At 73.6% G+C, this 18,053-nt stretch carries 17 protein-coding genes and 1 tRNA gene; 12 read left to right on the top strand and 6 right to left on the bottom strand.

Features of this window, described 5'->3' with window-relative positions; all coding sequences use genetic code 11:
* Window positions 1-89: 89 nt before the first annotated feature.
* From AC6EXY_RS27390 to AC6EXY_RS27365, 6 genes are all read left to right on the top strand, one after another.
* The gene (locus tag AC6EXY_RS27390; RefSeq protein WP_243407944.1) at window positions 90-434 is read left to right on the top strand and encodes a hypothetical protein; all 345 of its coding nucleotides are present in this window, start codon (window positions 90-92) and stop codon (window positions 432-434) included.
* A 139-nt stretch (window positions 435-573) separates the two neighbouring features.
* Window positions 574-1,980, top strand: coding sequence for a proline--tRNA ligase (gene proS, locus AC6EXY_RS27385; RefSeq protein ID WP_101834058.1), 1,407 nt, complete (start codon window positions 574-576; stop codon window positions 1,978-1,980).
* Between the two features lie 204 nt (window positions 1,981-2,184).
* Window positions 2,185-3,087: a phosphopantetheine-binding protein gene (locus tag AC6EXY_RS27380; RefSeq protein ID WP_499818612.1), complete on the top strand. Its 903-nt coding sequence runs from the start codon at window positions 2,185-2,187 to the stop codon at window positions 3,085-3,087.
* Window positions 3,088-3,251: 164 nt separating this feature from the next.
* Window positions 3,252-4,934: a long-chain-fatty-acid--CoA ligase gene (locus tag AC6EXY_RS27375; RefSeq protein ID WP_499818611.1), complete on the top strand. Its 1,683-nt coding sequence runs from the start codon at window positions 3,252-3,254 to the stop codon at window positions 4,932-4,934.
* The gene (locus AC6EXY_RS27370) at window positions 4,931-5,389 is read left to right on the top strand and encodes a hypothetical protein (protein WP_101834054.1); all 459 of its coding nucleotides are present in this window, start codon (window positions 4,931-4,933) and stop codon (window positions 5,387-5,389) included. The genes AC6EXY_RS27375 and AC6EXY_RS27370 overlap by 4 nt, the downstream gene beginning before the upstream one ends.
* A gap of 57 nt (window positions 5,390-5,446) precedes the next feature.
* Window positions 5,447-5,875 (top strand): hypothetical protein, encoded by a 429-nt coding sequence (locus AC6EXY_RS27365; RefSeq protein WP_101834052.1) that lies wholly within the window; start codon window positions 5,447-5,449, stop codon window positions 5,873-5,875.
* A gap of 152 nt (window positions 5,876-6,027) precedes the next feature.
* Here the strand turns inward: AC6EXY_RS27365 and pyrH are convergent, their stop codons facing one another.
* The 3 genes from pyrH to AC6EXY_RS27350 form a co-directional block, all read right to left on the bottom strand.
* Window positions 6,028-6,849 (bottom strand): UMP kinase, encoded by an 822-nt coding sequence (gene pyrH, locus AC6EXY_RS27360; RefSeq protein ID WP_499818610.1) that lies wholly within the window; start codon window positions 6,847-6,849, stop codon window positions 6,028-6,030.
* A 226-nt stretch (window positions 6,850-7,075) separates the two neighbouring features.
* Window positions 7,076-7,152, bottom strand: a tRNA-Pro gene (locus AC6EXY_RS27355).
* A gap of 51 nt (window positions 7,153-7,203) precedes the next feature.
* Window positions 7,204-8,091 (bottom strand): metallophosphoesterase, encoded by an 888-nt coding sequence (locus tag AC6EXY_RS27350; RefSeq protein WP_480014734.1) that lies wholly within the window; start codon window positions 8,089-8,091, stop codon window positions 7,204-7,206.
* 209 nt (window positions 8,092-8,300) lie between these two features.
* On the opposite strand from AC6EXY_RS27350, the gene AC6EXY_RS27345 reads away from it, so the two are divergent.
* The gene (locus tag AC6EXY_RS27345; protein ID WP_499818609.1) at window positions 8,301-8,777 is read left to right on the top strand and encodes a GatB/YqeY domain-containing protein; all 477 of its coding nucleotides are present in this window, start codon (window positions 8,301-8,303) and stop codon (window positions 8,775-8,777) included.
* Between the two features lie 69 nt (window positions 8,778-8,846).
* Here AC6EXY_RS27345 and AC6EXY_RS27340 read toward each other — a convergent pair whose 3' ends face one another.
* Window positions 8,847-11,495 (bottom strand): penicillin-binding protein, encoded by a 2,649-nt coding sequence (locus tag AC6EXY_RS27340; protein ID WP_423748148.1) that lies wholly within the window; start codon window positions 11,493-11,495, stop codon window positions 8,847-8,849.
* Between the two features lie 695 nt (window positions 11,496-12,190).
* Between AC6EXY_RS27340 and AC6EXY_RS27335 the strand changes: the two genes are divergently transcribed.
* A complete protein-coding gene (locus AC6EXY_RS27335; protein ID WP_101834042.1) occupies window positions 12,191-12,547 on the top strand; it encodes a WhiB family transcriptional regulator in 357 nt (118 codons plus the stop codon).
* A 252-nt stretch (window positions 12,548-12,799) separates the two neighbouring features.
* On the opposite strand, the gene bagB is transcribed toward AC6EXY_RS27335, so the two are convergent.
* Window positions 12,800-14,158, bottom strand: a complete 1,359-nt coding sequence (gene bagB / locus AC6EXY_RS27330; protein WP_243407943.1) for an ArsA family ATPase — start codon at window positions 14,156-14,158, stop codon at window positions 12,800-12,802.
* A gap of 4 nt (window positions 14,159-14,162) precedes the next feature.
* Entirely contained in the window at window positions 14,163-15,290 is a 1,128-nt protein-coding gene (bagA, locus tag AC6EXY_RS27325) for an ATPase BagA (RefSeq protein ID WP_101834041.1), read from the bottom strand.
* A gap of 121 nt (window positions 15,291-15,411) precedes the next feature.
* Between bagA and sp36 the strand changes: the two genes are divergently transcribed.
* From sp36 to AC6EXY_RS27305, 4 genes are read left to right on the top strand one after another with little or no spacing between them, the layout of a single operon-like run.
* Window positions 15,412-15,579 carry a Sp36 family protein gene (sp36, locus tag AC6EXY_RS27320; RefSeq protein WP_009741752.1) on the top strand — a complete coding sequence of 56 codons (168 nt, stop codon included), beginning with the start codon at window positions 15,412-15,414 and terminating at the stop codon, window positions 15,577-15,579.
* 32 nt (window positions 15,580-15,611) lie between these two features.
* A complete protein-coding gene (locus AC6EXY_RS27315; RefSeq protein ID WP_423748147.1) occupies window positions 15,612-16,052 on the top strand; it encodes a RidA family protein in 441 nt (146 codons plus the stop codon).
* A 53-nt stretch (window positions 16,053-16,105) separates the two neighbouring features.
* Window positions 16,106-17,077: an NUDIX hydrolase gene (locus AC6EXY_RS27310; protein ID WP_101834039.1), complete on the top strand. Its 972-nt coding sequence runs from the start codon at window positions 16,106-16,108 to the stop codon at window positions 17,075-17,077.
* A gap of 4 nt (window positions 17,078-17,081) precedes the next feature.
* On the top strand, window positions 17,082-17,894 hold the full coding sequence (locus AC6EXY_RS27305; protein ID WP_243407942.1) for an MBL fold metallo-hydrolase: 813 nt from the start codon (window positions 17,082-17,084) through the stop codon (window positions 17,892-17,894).
* The last annotated feature ends 159 nt before the right edge of the window (window positions 17,895-18,053 follow it).

The following is an 18,053-nucleotide window of genomic DNA, read 5'->3' as shown; positions in this document are numbered from 1 at the left end:
TATTGCTGACAGTATCGAGGAAGACGCCGAGCGGACAGGGATCGGGAGCGCGACGCCAGATTCTCGCTCGACGCAAGATCTACATTCCGATGAGTGAAGACGCGCAGACAGAGGAGGACGGCCAGAAGATGAGCACCGTCGACAGCGACGATCTCCTGCCGGAGCCCCGGCCGGTCACGGGAGGGCGCCCGCCGTCCCTCGCCGAGGTGGTCATGGTCCACGATGGCCCGGTCGTGCGGCACGAGCTGGTCCTGGCGCCGGGGGCCACCGCGGCCGACCTGACCACCGCCATGATCCTGGTCCCGCCCACCGCCTGCCTGGTCAGCCACCACGGCGATGTCGACGTCTCGCTGGTGTTCCGGGAGACAGGCCGCGACGACCAGCTCGTCGTCGGCACCGACGCGCCGCCCCGGCCGAGCCCGCACCTGACCTGACACCCGGGCACCCGGTCTCCCGGGCCCGGGGCTCCCGGACGTCGGCACCGCCGCCGTTCCCGGCGCCGCCCGCTCCGGCCGCCGGGAACCCGGCGCAGGCGATCGCCGGGATTCCCGGCGCAGGCAATATCGTGGCGGGGTGGCTGTACTCACTCCCCGTGCGACCGACTTCCCGCGCTGGTACCAGGACGTGCTCGCGAAGGCCGAACTGGCCGACAACGGTCCCGTCCGCGGGACCATGGTCATCCGACCGTACGGCTATGCCCTGTGGGAGCGCATGCAGGCCGACGTCGACGCGCGGATCAAGGCGGCCGGCGCGGTCAACGCCTACTTCCCACTGTTCATCCCCGAGAGCTACCTGCGCCGGGAGGCCGAGCACGTCGAGGGCTTCAGCCCCGAACTCGCGGTGGTCACCATCGGCGGTGGCAAGGAGCTCGAGGAACCGGTCGTCGTACGGCCCACGAGCGAGACCGTCATCGGCGAGTACCTGGCCAAGTGGACCCAGAGCTACCGCGATCTGCCCCTGCTGCTCAACCAGTGGGCCAACGTGGTCCGCTGGGAGCTGCGCCCCCGGCTGTTCCTGCGCAGCAGCGAGTTTCTCTGGCAGGAGGGCCACACCGCGCACGCGGACGAGGCCGACGCCGCCGCCTACGCCCGCCGGATCGCGCGGGAGGTCTACCGGGACTTCCTGACGGACGTGCTGGCAATCCCCGTCTTCGTCGGCGCGAAGACCCGCCGCGAGCGCTTCGCCGGCGCCACCAACACCGTGACCTGCGAGGGCATGATGGGCGACGGCAAGGCCCTGCAGATGGCGACCAGCCACGAGCTCGGCCAGAACTTCGCCCGCGCCTTCGACATCGACTTCCTCGGCGCGGACGGCGCACGCCACCTCGCCTGGACGACGTCCTGGGGCTGCTCCACCCGCATGGTCGGTGGCCTGATCATGGCGCACGGCGACGACAACGGCCTGCGGATCCCGCCGCGGCTCGCCCCGACGCAGGTCGTCGTGCTGCCGGTGCGCGACGACGACGCCGTCGTGGCCGCCGCGCGGGAGCTCGCCACGGCGCTGACCGCCGCGGGCGTGCGCACCCAGCTCGACGCTCGCCCGGGCCTGTCGTTCGGCCGCCGGGTCACCGACGCCGAGATCAAGGGCATCCCGGTGCGGGTCGAGGTCGGCCCGCGCGACCTCGCCGCCGGAAACGCCACCCTGGCCCGCCGCGACAACTCGACGAAGTCGCCGGTCGCCCTGGCCGAGGTCTCGACCCGCGTGCCCGCGCTGCTCGACGAGGTCCAGGCCGCCCTGTTCGCCGAGGCGCTGGAGCTGCGGGAGAGCCGCACCGCGGACGTCGGCACGCTGGCGGACGCGGCCGCCGCGGCGCAGACCGGTTTCGCCCGCATCCCCTGGCGCCTCGTCGGCGAGGAGGGTGAGGCCCGCCTCACGCAGGACGCACTGAGCATCCGCTGCCTGCAGACGCCGGACGGCGCGGTTCCCGCCGCCGGCGACCAGGGCGACGACCTCGTCGCCCTGGTCGCCCGTTCCTACTGACCACGGCCCCGGCTCGAGCCGACCCCGATCCGATCCCGGACTGCCGGCGATCGGCGGGTCGGGTCGGGCCGGCCCTGACCCGGCGGGAGGGCGCCGCCGACGCGCGCTAGCCGGAACGGGTCATCGTCGTTGCTGTCCTTCCGCGGGACTTGCTACGGTCCTTCCTGTTCGCACTGCCCGAAATCGTCCTGCAGAACAGGTAGCATGCTCCAACACGACGAATTCGAGCAGCTTGTCGCCCGCAGGCTTGGTTTTCCCGACGCGTCGGTCACGGCCGGCAGCCGGCTTCACGAGGACCTCGGTCTCGATTCCTTCCGCCTTCTCGACCTCTGTCTCTACATGACGGAACTCGGCGCCGACATCTCCGAGGCGAACTGGCTGGACGTCGCCACGGTCGGCGAGCTCTACGGCCATTACCGGGCCGGCTCGACCGCGGCCGGCGCCGGGAGCGCCGCCGTCCCAGGACCACCCGGTCAGGGGCCGGCAGTGGGCGCCGCGCGGGCGGACGGCGGTGCGCAACCGGCACAGTCGCCACCGGCACAGTCGCCACCGGCACAGTCGCCACCGGCACCGCGCTTCGCCGGCCGCTTCCTGCGCCTGTTGCCCGTGCTGCCGGCGTCGACGCCGTTCCTGTACGAGCTGGCCGTGACGCCCGAGGTCGGCTTCCGCTGGCGGTACCGGGGTTCGGTGCCCTCGTACCCTCAGTTCGAGCAGGAGCTGTGGCAGGGGGTACTGACCCAGTTCCTGATCGAGTCGATCGACGCGGGCCGGCCGATCGGGCACGCGATCTGCTACAACCCGGAGTTCTCCCTGGGTTACGCGTACGTGGGCGCGGCCGTCCGCACCGAGTACGCCGGCTCCGGGCTCGCCGTCGAGGCCCTCGATCTGTTCGTCCGGTACATCTTTGACATCTGGCCTTTCCGGAAACTCTACTTCGAGGTTCCGGAATTCAACTATCCGCAGTTCGCCGGGGCCGATCGGGCCAACTCCGCGGATGGTTCCCTGATCCTCGAAGGCCGTCTGCGCCGGCACGACTTCTATCGCGGCCGATACTGGGACCGCCTCATTCTCGCCGTCTATCGGGACGCCGCGGGCGACGATATCTGAGCCCGGGGACCCACCGCCGCAGAAAGCAATGGACAATGGTCAACCTCTGGGAACGGGCCCCCGCCGCCGGGGCCGCCCCGCCGGATCAGGCCATGTCGCCGGATCAGGCCATGTCGCCGGATAAGGCCATGCCGCCGGATCGGGCCATGCCGCCGGATCAGGCCATGTCGCCGGACCGGACCGCGCCATCGGGCCGCGCCTGCGGGCCGGACCCGGTCTATCTGCTGGATCGCATGCGGCGTGCGGCCGGGGGGCGCAGCGGCGTCACCTTCCTCGCGCCTGACGGCGGCGAGCGGGTCAGCTGGTCCGACCTGTACCGCGATGCCCGCCGCGCGGCCGCCGGCCTGCAGGCGCGCGGCGTCGGCCCGGGCCGACCAGTCGTCATCATCGCCGCCGCCTCGCGGGCGACCGTCACCGCCGCGATGGCGGCATGGCTCGCCGGCGGCAGCCTGACGATGGCCCCCGCCCCAGGCCGCACCGTCGACCTCGCCCGCCACCTCGCCGACACCCGCACCCGCCTCGAGACCCTCGGCGACCCGCTCGTGCTGGTCGGCGCCCCGTGGGAGGCGGCGGCCGGACCACTCGCGCGGGGCGGCGCCCGGGTGGTCGCGCTGGCCGAGGCGGTCGGCGCCGCGCCGGCGGTGAGCTGGCACCCGCCGGCGCTCACGCCGGACGATCCGGCGATCCTGCAGCTGACCAGCGGCACGACGGGCGCGCCGAGGACCGCCCGGATCACGCACGCCAACCTGGCCGCGAACATCGAGGGCATCCGGGTGGCGACCAGCCACGAGACGGTGCACGGCCGCATGCTGTCCTGGCTGCCGCTGTCCCACGACATGGGCCTCGTCGGCGGGCTCGTCCTGCCACTGGCCTGTGGCCGCTGCGACACGCTGCTGGCATCCTCCGCCGACTACCTCGCCCGCCCGGCGAGCTGGCTGCGGCAGGTCGCCCAGCACCGCGCGACCACGACCGTCGCCCCCGGCTCCGCCTACGCGCTGGCCGCCCGGCTGTTGCGGACGGGTCCCCGCCTCGACCTGTCCTGCCTGCGCTACGCGCTGTGCGGCGGGGAGCCGATCGACCCCGCGACGGTCGACGAGTTCCTGGCCGCCGCCGGCGAGCACGGGATGCCCGCCACCGCCTTCACCCCCGCCTACGGGCTCGCCGAGGCCACCGTCGCGGTGACGTTCTCCGCTCCCGGCCGTCGGCCGCGCCTGGACACCGTCGACGCGGAGGCGCTGGCCGCCGGATCGGCCCGGGCCGCGACCGCCGGCGCCCGCGCGCGGCGGCTGGTCATGCTCGGCAAGCCGATCCCGGGCCTGTCGGTGCGGGTCACCGATCCGGGCTCGGGCGCCATCCTGCCGGACCGATCGGTCGGCGAGGTGCGGGTCCGCGGCACGTCGGTGTCCTCCCGGTATCACGGCGACCCCGGCTCCGCGGCCCGGCTCGCCGCCGACGACGGCTGGTTCCCGACCGGCGACCTCGGCTACCTCGTCGACGGCGACCTCGTCGTGTGCGGGCGGCGCAAGGATGTGATCGTCCTGGGCGGGCGCAACATCTATCCCGAGGAGGTGGAGCGCGCCGCCGCCCGCGCGCCGGGAGCCCGGCTCGGCAACGTCGTCGCCTTCCACTACGAACGGCCAGGTCACCCGGGCGGGGAAGGCCTCGCCGTGGCTGTCGAGACCCGGGGCACCGATCCGGCGGAGCTGCGGCTCGCCGTCGCCGCCGAAGTGCGGGCCGCGCTCGGCGTGAGTCCGCACACCGTCGTCGTGCTCGCGCCCGGAACGGTGCCGAAGACCCCGTCGGGGAAGCTCCAGCGGGCCGAGGCCCGACGGCGGTTCGCGCCGTGACGCCGCCGGCGCGCCCCTCGGCCGAATCCAGGATCGAGGCCCTCGCCGACCACCTGCACGCGGCCTGGGCGGCGGGCGACCCCACCGTGCGGGCACGGCTGCTGTCGGAGTGCTGCGCCCCGCGGGTGCGGTACGCGAACCCACTCGGCGAGGCGATCGGCGTCGCGGCGCTCACCGACCTCATCGGCCGGTGCCTGGCGCCCTACCCCGGGCACCGGCCGACCCGCACCAGCGCCGTCGACCTGCACCACGGCCGGGCCCGGTGGGAATGGGGCCTGCGCGACGGCATCGGCCAGGTGGTGCTCATGGGCCTCGACGTCGTCACCCTCGCCGAGGCCGCCCCGGACCACCAGCGGGATGCGCCCCGCGGCCCGCTGCTCGCCACCGTCAGCACCTTCTTCGGACCGCCGCCACCGCGGATCCGCACCCATGTCTTCGGGGCCGTGCACGGCTGATCCCCGGGCACGACCCCTGCCCGAGAACCCCGCCCCACTGTCACCCTGGAGGACAGCATGCCCCGTACCCGCGCAGCCCTACGGACCGCGGCCATCGGCGCGACCGGCACGATGGCCGTGACGCTGTTCGGCGCCGCCACGCCAGCCTCCGCCGCGACGCCGATGCCGAAGACCGGTTGCAGCGTCACCGCCTGGCCGCCGACCGGCGGGTCGACCATCTTCGGCAACGGCAACATCGCCTGTGACAGCTGGTACACCGGCAACATGACCATCAGCAACCAGCTGCGCAAGTACGCGAACGGCCAGTGGGTCGACGCCGGCCAGCCGGTCACCAAGTCGTTCTGGGGCGGCACGGCGGTCGGCGACGGCACCTGGGTCCCCTGTGACTTCAGCGGCCAGACCCAGTTCAAGACCGTCACCACCGGCACCGCGGACGGCGTCACCGCGACCGACACCTCGCCGGCCGTCACGTATTCCTGCTCCTGATCCCTGCCGACGCGTGACCCCGGCGCCGGTTCTCGGCGCCGGGAGTCCGCGAATCCGGGAGCCCGGAGGACCAGGGATCCGGAATCCGGGAATACGGGAATACGGCGCCGGTACGCGGAATCGGAAAGAAACGGGCGGCCCGGGCCGCCGGCTCAGACCGCCGATTCGGCCGAGCCCGCGAGCGCCGCCTCGCCCGGCTCCGCGCCGGTGCTGGTGATGACGGTGCCACGGTGTTCACCACGGCAGATCGCCGTCATCGCACCCTTCTGCTCGATGTCAAAGATATGCAGCGGAATTCCGAAGTCGCGGGCCAGGATGAACGCCGACTGGTCCATCACCCGCAGCCCCCGGCTGATCACCTCGTCGTAGCTGAGGTGGGAGAAACGCCGCGCGTCCGGGTTGATCTTCGGGTCGCTGTCGTAGACGCCGTCGACGCCGTCCTTGGCGGCGAGCACCGCGTCGGCGCCGAGCTCCAGCGCCCGCTGCACCGCCGGATAGTCGGTGGTGAGGAAGGGCTGGCCGTTGCCGCAGGCGAGAATCACCGTGGCGCCCTTCTCCAGCAGGTGGGCGGCACGCAGCCGGATATAGGGCTCGGCGACCGCGGGCACCGGCACCGCCGTCATCACCCGCAGGTTGTCCTCGCCGAGCGCGGTCAGTTTGCCGCGCAGCAGCAGGCTGTTGATGACCGTGCCCAGCATGCCGATGTTGTCGGCCTCGACCCGGTCTATGCCCCACCGGTCGGACTGGTTGCCGCGGAAGAGGTTCCCGCCGCCGACGACGATGGCCACCTCGACGCCGGACTGGCGGACGGCGATGATTTCCCGGGCGAGATGCTCGAGCGCACTGGAGTCGAACCCGAATTCTGCCGAGCCGGCAATCGCTCGACCACTCAGCTTTACGACCACTCGACGGTATTTGGCCACAGTCTCCCGCTTCCCCTTTTCCATCGTGCGATCGTAACGTATACGGGCCAATGATCGATCATGAGCCCGGAACTGCTGGCTACACGGTAGAACACCCCGGAGCCGGCGCCACACCACCTCCCGGCCGCCGCGAAATGCCCCCGGCCGGCGGGCGACAAACGGGACAGACCGCTTCGCGGCCGAGCCCTGCCCGGCCTCCGCCCCGTCCCTTGCCCGGCGGGTGAAAAAGATCAGGCCCCGAGCCTCCGACCGGATGCTCAGGGCCTGCCATCGTGCCTGGTCGGGGTGGCGGGATTCGAACCCACGACCTCTTCGTCCCGAACGAAGCGCGCTACCAAGCTGCGCCACACCCCGCGACCGAGGAGAAGCATACCTGACGGATCGACGTGAGCGGCGCGCGGGGCGTCAGGGACCCGCCGGGAGGAGGGTGAGCAGTGTCGCCTCGGGCCGGCAGCCGAGGCGGACCGGCGCGAACGGCGACGTCCCGAGCCCGGGTGACACATGCAGCCAGCAGGAACCGGACGCCGTCTCATGCCGCGAGAGGCCGCGCAGCCGGGACCGCTCCAACCCGCAGTTGCCGACGAGGGCGCCGATCCCGGGCAGCCGGATCTGGCCGCCATGGGTGTGCCCGGACAGGACGAGGCCGACGCCGTCCGCGGCGAACGCGTCGAGCACCCGGGGCTCCGGCGTGTGGGACAGGCCGATCGCCAGGTCGGTGCCCGCCTGGGGCGGCCCCGCCACCAGCTCCGCGCGGTCCCGGCCCAGATGGGCGTCGTCGACGCCGCGCAGGTCGATCCGCAGGCCACCGGCCGCGATCACGCCGCGGGTGTTCGTCAGCTCGGTCCAGCCGAGCCCGGCCGTGAGCTCCTTGGCCAGACCAGGCCAGTCGAGGGGTTCGCCCCGGGGGTCGGCGCGGACATGCGCGCGCAGGTAGCGGTGCGGGCTGCGCAGAGTCGGGGCGGAGTAGTCGTTGTTGCCGGGGACGAACACGCCCGGGAACGAGGCGAGCGGCTCCAGCGCGGTAAGCAGCGGCCCCCGCGCGTCGTCCGCGCACAGGATGTCGCCGGTCAGGGTGACCAGGTCCGGCACTACCCGGGCGAGATCGGCGAGCCAGGCGAGCTTGCCCCGCTGGCGGACGGTGACGTGCAGGTCGGACAGGTGCAGCAGGCGCAGCGGCCGAGCCCCGGCCGGCAGCCCGGGCACCGCGACCCGGCGCAACGTGTAGGCCGTGCGCTCGTACAGCGCGCCGTACGCGAGCACGGCCGAGCCGGCCGCCGCGGTGACGCCCGCCATCGTCCGCACCGCCCCGCGCTGACCGCCCACCACCGGCTCCTCCCGTGGCTCCACCACCATCGCGGCTACCCCGCGACCGTGTCCCACACTCTCACCTTCCCCGCGCGCCGCCGGACCGCCACCCCGGTGCCCACCCGGCGTCGTCCGGCGGCGGTCGGTGCCTGGCGGCCGTGGCCAGTCCGGCGGCGGGACCATAGGCTTGCTGGACTATGAGTACCCCCACGGAACGGAGCCAGCTGGAGCAGCGGCTCCGCGCCGACCTGACCACCGCGATGAAGGCCCGCGACGAGCTGCGGACGTCCACCCTGCGGCTGGCACTGGCCGCCGTGAAGGACGCCGAGGTCGCCGGCGACACGGCGCGCGTTCTCGACGAGGCGGAGATCCTGAAGGTCCTGACCCGCGAGGTCAAGAAGCGCCGCGAGGCGGCCGAGGCGTACGCCGACGCCGGCCGCGGCGAGCAGTCCGCCCGGGAGCGCGCCGAGGGCGAGGTGCTCGATGAGTACCTGCCCAGCCAGCTCGGCGACGACGAACTGGCCGCGATCATCGACCGGGTGCTCGGCGAGCTCGGGCTGTCCGGGCCGAAGGCCATCGGCCCGGCCATGAGGTCGGTGCAGGCCGCCGTCGCCGGGCGGGCCGAGGGCGGCCGGGTCGCCGCGCTGGTGAAGGCCCGCCTCGCCGGCACCTGACCGCCGCCTCCACCCTCCGACCGGGGCGCCGCCGAGCACGACCGCGAGGAACACGATCCGACTACGCGGCTAACGGTCTCGCCCTCGACCTCGGCGAGGTCGGGTGTCATCGGCGGGCTCGGATCCGCCGTCCAGTGCCGCGCCGAGCCCGAGCTGGTCGCGCGGCGACACCTGGAACATGCCGGGGGCGGGCTGGCCGCCCTGCCCGAGGCCGGCCGGCGGCGAGCCGCCCGGCAGGATCTGCGCGCCGGTCAGGCCGCCGGAGATCCCCAGCTGGATCTCCGTGTTCAGGGACACCTGGCTGCCGGGGGCGGGTGACATGGTCACCACCGTCCCCGGCGCCACCGGCGCGGGGACCGGCTGCGAGGAGACGTGGAAGCCAAGCTGGACAAGGACCTGCTCGGCCACGGCCTGCGGCTGGCCGATGACGTTCGGCAGCGCCTTCGTCGGCACCTGTGGCCGGGTCTCGTCCTCCTGCGGCAGCGGCTCGACCGGCAGGCCGAGGCCATTGATCGTCCGCGTCATCGTTCGGGCCCAGATCTGCGCCGGGTAGCCACCGCCGAAGACGTTGCGCCCCAGCACGCCGGTGAGCGGATGCGACGTAGGCCCGCGCGGGTCGGCCAGGGTCACGGCCGTGGCCAGCTGCGGGATGTAGCCCGCGAACGAGGCGGTGCTGAAGCCCTCGGCGGTGCCCGTCTTGCCCGCGGCCGGCCGGCCGATCTGGGCGTTGCCGCTGGCCGTGCCGTGGCTGATGACGCCTTCCAGGACGGAGCTGACCGTGTCTGCGATCTTCGGGTCGAGCACCTGCTCGCAGGGCGCGCCGGCGTTGAAGGGCAGCGGGCGGTCCGCACCCCCGACCCGCTGGGTGATCGCGGTGACCGTGCGGGGGTCGCAGCGGCGGCCGCGCGCGGCCAGCGTGGAGTAGGCGGTCGCCAGATCCATGGTGCTGATCTCGTTGGAACCCAGAATGGACGAGCCGTCAACCCGGCCGATTCCGTCGATCCCCTTGCATTCGGGGTCGTTGTTGCCCTGCTCGCGGATGCGGCAGGAGCTGACGCCCATCCGCCGGGCGATCTGCGCCGTGCGCAGCACGCCGAGCTTCTCGGCGAGCTGGATGTAATAGGTGTTGACCGACCCCCAGGTGGCGGTCGTCAACGAGTAGAAACCGTCCTCGCTCGGGTCGGCGTTGCCGTAGCAGTTCTTGCCGCCGGGATCCGGGTTCGGAAAGACGTCCGAGTGGTAGCAGACGGGGGCGTGCAGTGTCGTCGACAATGGCAGACCCGCCTGCAGCGCCGAGATCAGGGTGAACACCTTGAAGGTCGATCCCGGGCTGAACGAGTCCTCGTCGGCCGGGTAGACCTCCTTCGTGTGCGTGAAGTCGGTCGATTCGCTCGCCGGCTTCCCGTCGGCGGTCGGACCGTACTCCCGGTTGATCGCGACGGCCAGCACCTGCCCGGTGCCCGGCTGCATCGTGACCACACTCGCCGCCACCCGGTTGCCGACCGGGATGACCTCGCTCGCGGCCGACTGCGCGGCCTGCTCGGCGACCGGGTCCAGCGTAGTTCTGATGGTCAGACCGCCTTCGAACAGGAGCCTGCGCGCGTCCTCCTCGGTCGGGGCGAAGGTTCTGTCGCGCAGCAGCTCCTGGCGCACCAGCGCGCAGAAGAACGGCGCGCCCGAGTCCGCGCACGGGTCGGCCGACTGGGAACGACGGTCGAGCACCACCGGGGAGTCGTGCGCGCGGCGGAAGTCCGCCTGGCTGACGTGGTGCAGCTGGTACATGCGGTCGAGGACGACGTTGCGGCGTTCCTGGGCGGCCTGCGGATGCAACGCGGGGTTGAAGGCGGTCGGATTCTTCACCAGCCCGGCGAGCATCGTCGCCTGCGGCAGGGTGAGGGCGTCGACGTCGACGTCGAAGTAGTGCCGCGCCGCCACCTCGATGCCGTACGCGCCGTCGCCGAAATAGGCGATGTTGAGGTAGCGCTCCAGGATCTCGTCCTTGCTGAGGTGCGCCTCCAGGTAGAGCGCGTACCGCGCCTCGCGCAGCTTGCGATCGACGGTCTGCTCGGTGGCGGCCTTCTTCTCCTCCGGCGTGGTCGCCGACATCAGCAGCACGTTCTTGACGTACTGCTGGGTCAGTGTCGACCCGCCCTGGGTCACCTCGCCGTTCTCCCGGTTCGTCAGGTAGGCGCGGATGAGGCCCTTGTAGTCGAGCCCGTCATGCTCGTAGAACCGGGAGTCCTCGATGTCGATGATCGCCTGGCGCATCACCCTGGGTACCCGGCTGAGCGGGACGACCTCGCGGTTCTGCTCACCGGACAGGACGGCGATCTGGTTGCCGCGGGCATCGAGGATGCGGGAGGCCTGCGCGAGCGGCGGGACGGTGAGGTTCTCCGGCAGGTCGAGGAAGGAGTCGGCGCTGTCCTTCGCGGTCAGGCCCACGGCGCCGACCATCGGCAACGCCAGCATCGCGACGAGCAGGCCGGCCAGCATGCTGATCGCCGCAAGGCCGACCAGCCCGCGCGCCCACCGGCGGACCACGCCGCGCGGCCGGCCACCATGGGCGTCGTCACCGCCGCCACGGGTGGCGGCGGTGCGGGTACCGCCAGCGTTCGGGCGCCCGCCGAAGCCCGGCCGGTACAGGTCTCCGACGCCGCCGACGCCGCGCCCGGCGCTCGGCGGCGCGGGTACGGAGGACCGCCTGGCCGACGCCGACATGGGCGATGCGGACGTTGACGAGCCAGCGGACGCGGAGGGCGCGGGCGAGGCCCCGGGCACGCCAGAACCCGGCGACGCCGGCCGCCGCCCCGGAGGCGGCGTCCACCCGCCCGGCGCCCGGGGCCCAGGGGGCGTGGTCATCGGCGGACCTCCGTCCAGCCAGGCTGGGACACCAGTCGCAGCATACGGGCCAACATCCGAGCAACCGGCCTCGCCCCGGGACGCGAGGACGGTAGAACTACGGCCAGATGGCTGTCCAACCGGGTTGATAACGCCCTGACCTGGGGCAGGGCAAATCCGGCGGCCGTCACGCCGCCGACCTGCGCGGGCGAGCCCCGGACGAGGCGTGACGACCTCCACATCGCCTCGCTCCGCCGGTCAGGCGGCCTGCCCACCAACGGGCCACCCCGCGAGGGTGGTCCTTACACAGCGGCTCCCGCGTCCGCCCGGCGTCGGGACCATCGCCGAGCTACGGCGCCAGATGCGGTGATATCTCATTGTCACCCAACGGACATACCGTTGTCACAGACCGCACTACCAAGGCGATCCGGATCAATGGCCCGGACTAGTCATTTGGATAACCACCCGTGTGGGGTCTGTGCCGTGGCCACGCCACTCCGTACGGTTTCGGGTCAACGCCACGTCACCACCCGCACGGGCCCCCTGACCCGGACTCGAGAAGAAAGGCAGGTGGCATGACCAGAAGCCTGGCCCCCGCCGTCAGCACGACCCTGCGTGCCAACCCGACCCAGCTCGTCGGCTCCACCGTCGACGGCGACTGGACGGCTCACGCCGCCTGTCGCGACCTCGACCCGGACGAGCTGTTCGTCCAGGGCGCCGCCCAGAACCGGGTGAAGACCCGGTGCTTCGGCTGCGCCGTCCGCACCGAGTGCCTCGCCGACGCCCTCGACAACCACGTCGAGTTCGGCGTCTGGGGTGGCATGACCGAACGGGAGCGTCGCGCGCTGCTGCGTCGCCGCCCGGACGTCACGTCCTGGCGCAAGCTGCTCGCCGACGCCCAGGCGGATCACCGCTCCGCCTCGGCCGGTTAGCCGGCCCGCTCTCCCGTTCCGTCCGAGGACAGCGTCGTCCCCGCCGGAACCCCCGTTCCCGCTCCAGCCGGCCGCCCGGGACCCCCGCCCGCGGCCGTGCCCGCCGGTGACAGTGCCCGCCGGTGACAGTGCCCGCCGTGTCGCTCGGTGGCCGTGCCGGCCACGAGGCTCAGGCCGGCCGCGCGCCAGGCCGACCCTCTCGCACGACAGACAGCGCCCGCCGCGACCGCAGCCGGAGTCAGCCCGTCCGCGTCAGCCCGCCTGCTCCAGCCGCTCGTCACGAGCGAGCGCGTGACCGATCTCACGCAGGCCCGCCAGGTCGTGCACATCCTCGGACAGCGCCTCCACCTCCACCAGCGCGGTGTCCGGATGGGCGCTGGTGAACCGCTCCCGCAGCCGGGCCTCCCGGCTGGCGAGACGCACCCGCTCGGCATGGATGCGCAGCACCGCCGCGGCCAGGGGATGCTCCCGGTGCTCGTCGAGGTTCTCGGCGGCGGCCAGACTGCGCTCCACGGTGAGCGCGGTGGCATCGCTGTGGTGCATGCGGTTCACCACCAGGCCGGCCAGCGGCATTCCCTCCGCGTCCAGCCGGTCGACGAAGTAGGACGCCTCCCGCAGCGCCGCCGCCTCGGGTGCCGCGACCACGACGAACGATGTGCCCGGGTCCCCGAGCAGCCGGTAGGTCTCCTCCGCTCGAGCGCGGAACCCACCGAACATCGTCTCCAAGGCCGCCACGAACTGGCTGAGGTCCGTGAGCAGCTGCGCGCCCAGCACTTTGGTGATCACCCGGGTGAACATCCCGAGACCGGCGCCGAGGACCCTCGCGTAGGCCCGCCCGCCCGCCTTGGCCGGCGCGAGCAGCACCCGCAGCAACCGGCCGTCGAGGAAGGTGCCCAGCCGCGACGGCGCGTCAAGGAAGTCGAGTGCCGAACGGGTCGGCGGCGTGTCGACGACGATCAGATCCCACTCGCCGGTCGCGTCAAGCTGGCCGAGCTTCTCCATCGCCATGTACTCCTGCGTGCCGGAGAAGGACGACGACAGCGACTGGTAGAAGGGGTTCGCGAGCAGCGCCTGGGCCCGCTCGGGCGTGCTGTGGGCGAGGACGATCTCGTCGAACGTCCGCTTCATGTCGAGCATCATCGCGTCGAGGCGGCCGCCGGCCGACACGTCGACGCCCGCGACCTCGCACGGGGTGTTGTCGAGCGCGGTCAGCCCCAGCGACTGGGCGAGCCTGCGCGCCGGGTCGATCGTCAGCACGACGACGACGCGCCCGCGTTCGGCCGCCCGCAGCGCCAGCGCCGCCGCCGTGGTGGTCTTGCCCACACCGCCCGAGCCGCAGCAGACGACGATGCGCTCGGTGTCGAGCATCTCGTCCACGTCCAGCAGCGGCACACCAGCCGGGTGCGGTCGAACGCGCCGCTGTCCGGCGGCGGCACCGTTCGGCGCCTGCGTGCCCGCGCGGCGACGTGTGGCGCCGGACGACGACCGGGGCTTCGAGCGGGGCGTCCTCGGCCGTGCCGGCGGGGGCGATCCTGACGCGGACGACGCGGACGACGCCGGCGAGGAGGCTGGCGTGACCGGTGAGGCGGGCGACGGCGAGGAGGCGGCCATCGGCTCAGGCCACCATCTGCTGGGCGCGCAGCAGCTCCGCGAACCGGTAGACGGTGCCCAGATCAACCCCGTCCGCGACCAGCGGCACCTCGTAGACGGGACGGCCGAGCGCGGCGATCTCCGCCCGTTCGGCCGTCTCCAGCGCCACCCGGTCGGCGTGCTGGGCCGCCTCCCAGGCGAGCGCCTCGACCAGATCCGGCGTCGGTTCCAGCCCGGCCTCCTTGATCCCGGCGGCGATCTCCTCCCGGTCCAGCTCACCGCGGCGGGCCAGCCGGGACTCCTTGACCTTCAGCAGCGGCGGGCGCGCCATGTTGACGATCACGCCGCCGAGCGGCAGGCCGACCCGGGCGAGCTCGGCGACGCCGTCCACGGTCTCCTGGACGGGCATCTCCTCCAGCAGCGTGACCAGGTGCACCGCGGCCCGCTCGGGCCGCAGCACCGCCATCACGCTGTCGGCCTGCGCGCGGATCGGGCCCATCTTGGCGAGCCCGGCCACCTCGGCGGACACGTTGAGGAAGCGGGTGATCCGGCCGGTCGGCGGGGCGTCGAGGACGACCGCGTCGTAGGCGAGGCCGCTCGGGCGGGTGCCGTCCGGGCGGTTGACCGCCTCCTTGACCTTGCCGGTCAGCAGCACGTCGCGCACTCCCGGCGCGACGGTCGTGGCGAAGTCGACCGCGCCGATGCGGCCGAGTGCCTTCCCTGCCCGGCGCAGGTTGTAGAACATCTCCAGGTACTCCAGCAGCGCCTCGTCCGCGTCGATGGCGAGGGCGAACACCTCACCGCCGCCGGGGGCGCTCGCCACCTTGCGCTCCTGGTAGGGCAGCGGAGGCGTGTCGAACAGCTGCGCGATCTGCTGGCGGCCCTCGACCTCGGTCAGCAGGACCCGGCGCCCGCCGGTGGCCAGCGCCACCGCCAGGGCGCCCGCCACGGTCGTCTTCCCCGTCCCGCCCTTGCCGGTGACGATGTGCAGCCGACGATCCCACGGGCCGTCGAAGCCGTCACCGCGCTCCACTGCGTCACTGTCGTCGAGTCCGCCGCCGGTGCCGTCGGCGTCGTCGCCGGCACGGCCCTCGGTCACGGTGCGCTTGCCGCTCACATGCTCGACCGTACTCGTGCGGCCGGCCGCGGCCACCCGCGCAAGCCCGCGCCCATCGTGCCGCGGTGGCGAACCGGCCCGCTCGCGACATCGCCGACCGGACCGTCCGGACGAGGTGCCCGGGGCCTACCCGGTCGATGCTCTAAGGTCCGGTGTCATGCAGACGAAGTGGGAGTACTTCACGGCTCCGTTGCTGATCCACAACACCAAGCAGATCCTCGACACGTTCGGCGAGGACGGCTGGGAGCTGGTGCAGGTGATCCCCGCGCCCACCAACCCCGAGGGGCTGGTCGCCTACTTCAAGCGGCCCAAGGGGCAGTCCTGACCACGCCCGCGCGGCGCCTCGCCGAGCTCGGCGTGACACTGCCGCCCGTGGCGAGCCCCGCCGGCGCCTACGTGCCCGCGGTGCGTGACGGCGACCTGGTCTGGACCGCCGGGCAGCTGCCGATCGCCGACGGCCGGCTGCTCGCGACCGGTCTGGTCGGCGACCAGGTCACCGTGGAGGAGGCCGCCCGTCTCGCCCGGGTCGCCGCGCTGAACGCGCTGGCCGCCGTCGCGTCCCAGGCGGACGGGATCGACGGGGTCGTCCGGATCGTCAAGGTGGTCGGTTTCGTCGCCAGCGCCCCCGGATTCACCGGCCAGCCGGCCGTCGTCAACGGCGCGAGCGAGCTGTTCGTCGAGGTCTTCGGGGCGGCGGGCCGACACGCCCGGTCGGCGATCGGCGCCGCCTCGCTGCCGCTGGGCGCCCCGGTGGAGATCGAGGTGGTGGCGCGGGTCGCCGCGGCCGCACGCGGCTGACCCGCGGGTCCGATCGGCGGCGGCGGCCGGGGCCCGTCACTAGCATCGGGGACATGCCCGACCACAAAGCTGCCCTGCTCGCCCTGTTCCGCCGGCCGATGGCGGTCGTCGACGGGGTGGCCGGCCCCGGGATCCGGGTGTCGGCTCCCGCCGGGCCGCCCGCGGCGATCCGCGACGCCGCGACCGTGGTGATGCTGCGCGACGCCCCGGACGGTCCGGGCATCGAGGCGTACCTGCTGCGCCGGGCAGCCGGGATGGCCTTCGCGGGCGGCATGTACGCCTTCCCGGGCGGTCGGGTCGACCCGACAGACCGGGGCGCGGACCTGCCCTGGGCGGACCCGCCGTCCGCCGACGCGCTGCGTGCCCTCGCCGCCGACCCGGCGCTCGCTCGGGCACTCATGTGCGCGGCCGTTCGCGAGACCTTCGAGGAGTGTGGCGTCCTGCTCGCCGTGCCGACCACCGGCGGCAGCGACCACGCGGACGGTGGTGGTCGCGCCGGCGTCGAGGGCGCGGCCGGCGCGCCGCCGCTGGCGCCCGCGGCGCGCGACGCCGCGCGCACCGCGCTGGAACGCCACGAGCTGGCACTGAGCGCCCTGCTGAGCGAGCACGGGCTGGCGCTGCGGGGCGATCTGCTGGCCCCCTGGGCCCGCTGGGTCACCCCGGAGGTGGAGCCCCGCCGCTACGACACCCGCTTCTTCGTCGCGGCGCTGCCGCCCGGGCAGTCTCCGGGCCAGCCGAGCCGGGAGGCGTCCTCGATGGAGTGGACACGCCCCGTCGACGCGCTCGCGGGCCACGACGCCGGCACGATGCGGATGCTGCCGCCGACCGCCTTCACCCTCGCCGAGCTGGCCGAGTATGACGACGTCGCCTCGGTGATGGCCGCCGCGCACACCCGCGACCTGTCGCCGATCATCCCGAAGATCCTGGTCACCGGGGACGAGGCGCACATGCTGCTGCCGCACGACGAGGCGTACGACGACCCGGCCGCGGTGCTGCCCGGCGGCCGCGGCGACGTGTCGGCGTAGTCCCGTGGCCTCCCCCCGCCACGCCGCCCCGCGCCAGGTGACACCGCTGGCCGCCGTCCTGCTCGCGCCGAACCCAGGTCCGATGACGCTGGAGGGCACGAACACCTGGCTGCTGCGAGCCCCCGGCGAGGACGGCTGCGCGGTGGTCGACCCCGGGCCGGACGACGCCGGTCACCTGGCCGCGGTCGCCGCCGCCGGCGGCCGCGTCGACGTAATCCTTCTCACCCACGGTCATCACGACCACAGCGCGGGCGCCGCCACGCTGCACGCCCTCACGGGCGCCCCGGTGCGCGCGCTGGATCCGGCCCACCGGCTCGGTTCGGAGGGCCTGGCCGCCGGGGACGTGCTCGGCCTGGCCGGCATGGAGCTGCGCGTGCTGCCCACCCCGGGCCATACCGCCGACTCCCTGTCGTTCCTGCTCGCCGGGGACGAGCGCGCCGCGCCAGCGGTGCTCACCGGCGACACGATCCTCGGCCGGGGCAGCACCGTCGTGGCGCATCCCGACGGCCGCCTCGGCGACTACCTCGACAGCCTGCGGCTGCTGCGGGACCTGGGCGAGGCCACCGTCCTACCCGGGCATGGGCCGGAGCTCCCGGCGGCCGGCGCCGCCGCCGAGCGCTACCTGGCTCACCGTGAGTCCCGGCTGGCGCAGGTCCGCCAGGCGCTGGCCGACGCGGGCACGACCCCCGCCCGGGCGGATCCGGTGGCCGTGGTCCGCCGGGTGTACGCGGACACCGACCGGGCGCTGTGGCCGGCCGCGGAGATGTCCGTCCGGGCCCAACTGGACTACCTCCGGGAGCATTCCGACATGCCCTGATCGAGCCAGGCACTTCGGGCCGGCCACACCCGGGCCGTATCACCTGAGGTGCGCCGCGGACGCGACCGCCGCGCCGCACCGCGCCGGCCGGCCGCGGCCCGGCGCGGCCGGCGGGGCTCGGACGAGCCCCCGTCGGAACGCCAGGGCCAACGTGCCTGC

The organism is Frankia sp. RB5 (assembly GCF_059816245.1).
This window is presented reverse-complemented; position numbering and strand designations above follow the sequence as displayed.

Bases quoted from the DNA above. Each gene is read 5' to 3' on its own strand.
- AC6EXY_RS27375 (WP_499818611.1), top strand. From the start codon at position 3,252: ATGTCGCCGGACCGGACCGCGCCATCGGGCCGCGCCTGCGGGCCGGAC.
- AC6EXY_RS27390 (WP_243407944.1), top strand. From the start codon at position 90: ATGAGTGAAGACGCGCAGACAGAGGAGGACGGCCAGAAGATGAGCACC.
- AC6EXY_RS27310 (WP_101834039.1), top strand. From the start codon at position 16,106: ATGCCCGACCACAAAGCTGCCCTGCTCGCCCTGTTCCGCCGGCCGATG.
- AC6EXY_RS27340 (WP_423748148.1), bottom strand. From the start codon at position 11,495: ATGTCGGCGTCGGCCAGGCGGTCCTCCGTACCCGCGCCGCCGAGCGCC.
- AC6EXY_RS27345 (WP_499818609.1), top strand. From the start codon at position 8,301: ATGAGTACCCCCACGGAACGGAGCCAGCTGGAGCAGCGGCTCCGCGCC.
- AC6EXY_RS27380 (WP_499818612.1), top strand. From the start codon at position 2,185: ATGCTCCAACACGACGAATTCGAGCAGCTTGTCGCCCGCAGGCTTGGT.
- bagB (WP_243407943.1), bottom strand. From the start codon at position 14,158: ATGGCCGCCTCCTCGCCGTCGCCCGCCTCACCGGTCACGCCAGCCTCC.
- sp36 (WP_009741752.1), top strand. From the start codon at position 15,412: ATGCAGACGAAGTGGGAGTACTTCACGGCTCCGTTGCTGATCCACAAC.
- AC6EXY_RS27350 (WP_480014734.1), bottom strand. From the start codon at position 8,091: ATGGCGGGCGTCACCGCGGCGGCCGGCTCGGCCGTGCTCGCGTACGGC.
- AC6EXY_RS27365 (WP_101834052.1), top strand. From the start codon at position 5,447: ATGCCCCGTACCCGCGCAGCCCTACGGACCGCGGCCATCGGCGCGACC.
- AC6EXY_RS27335 (WP_101834042.1), top strand. From the start codon at position 12,191: ATGACCAGAAGCCTGGCCCCCGCCGTCAGCACGACCCTGCGTGCCAAC.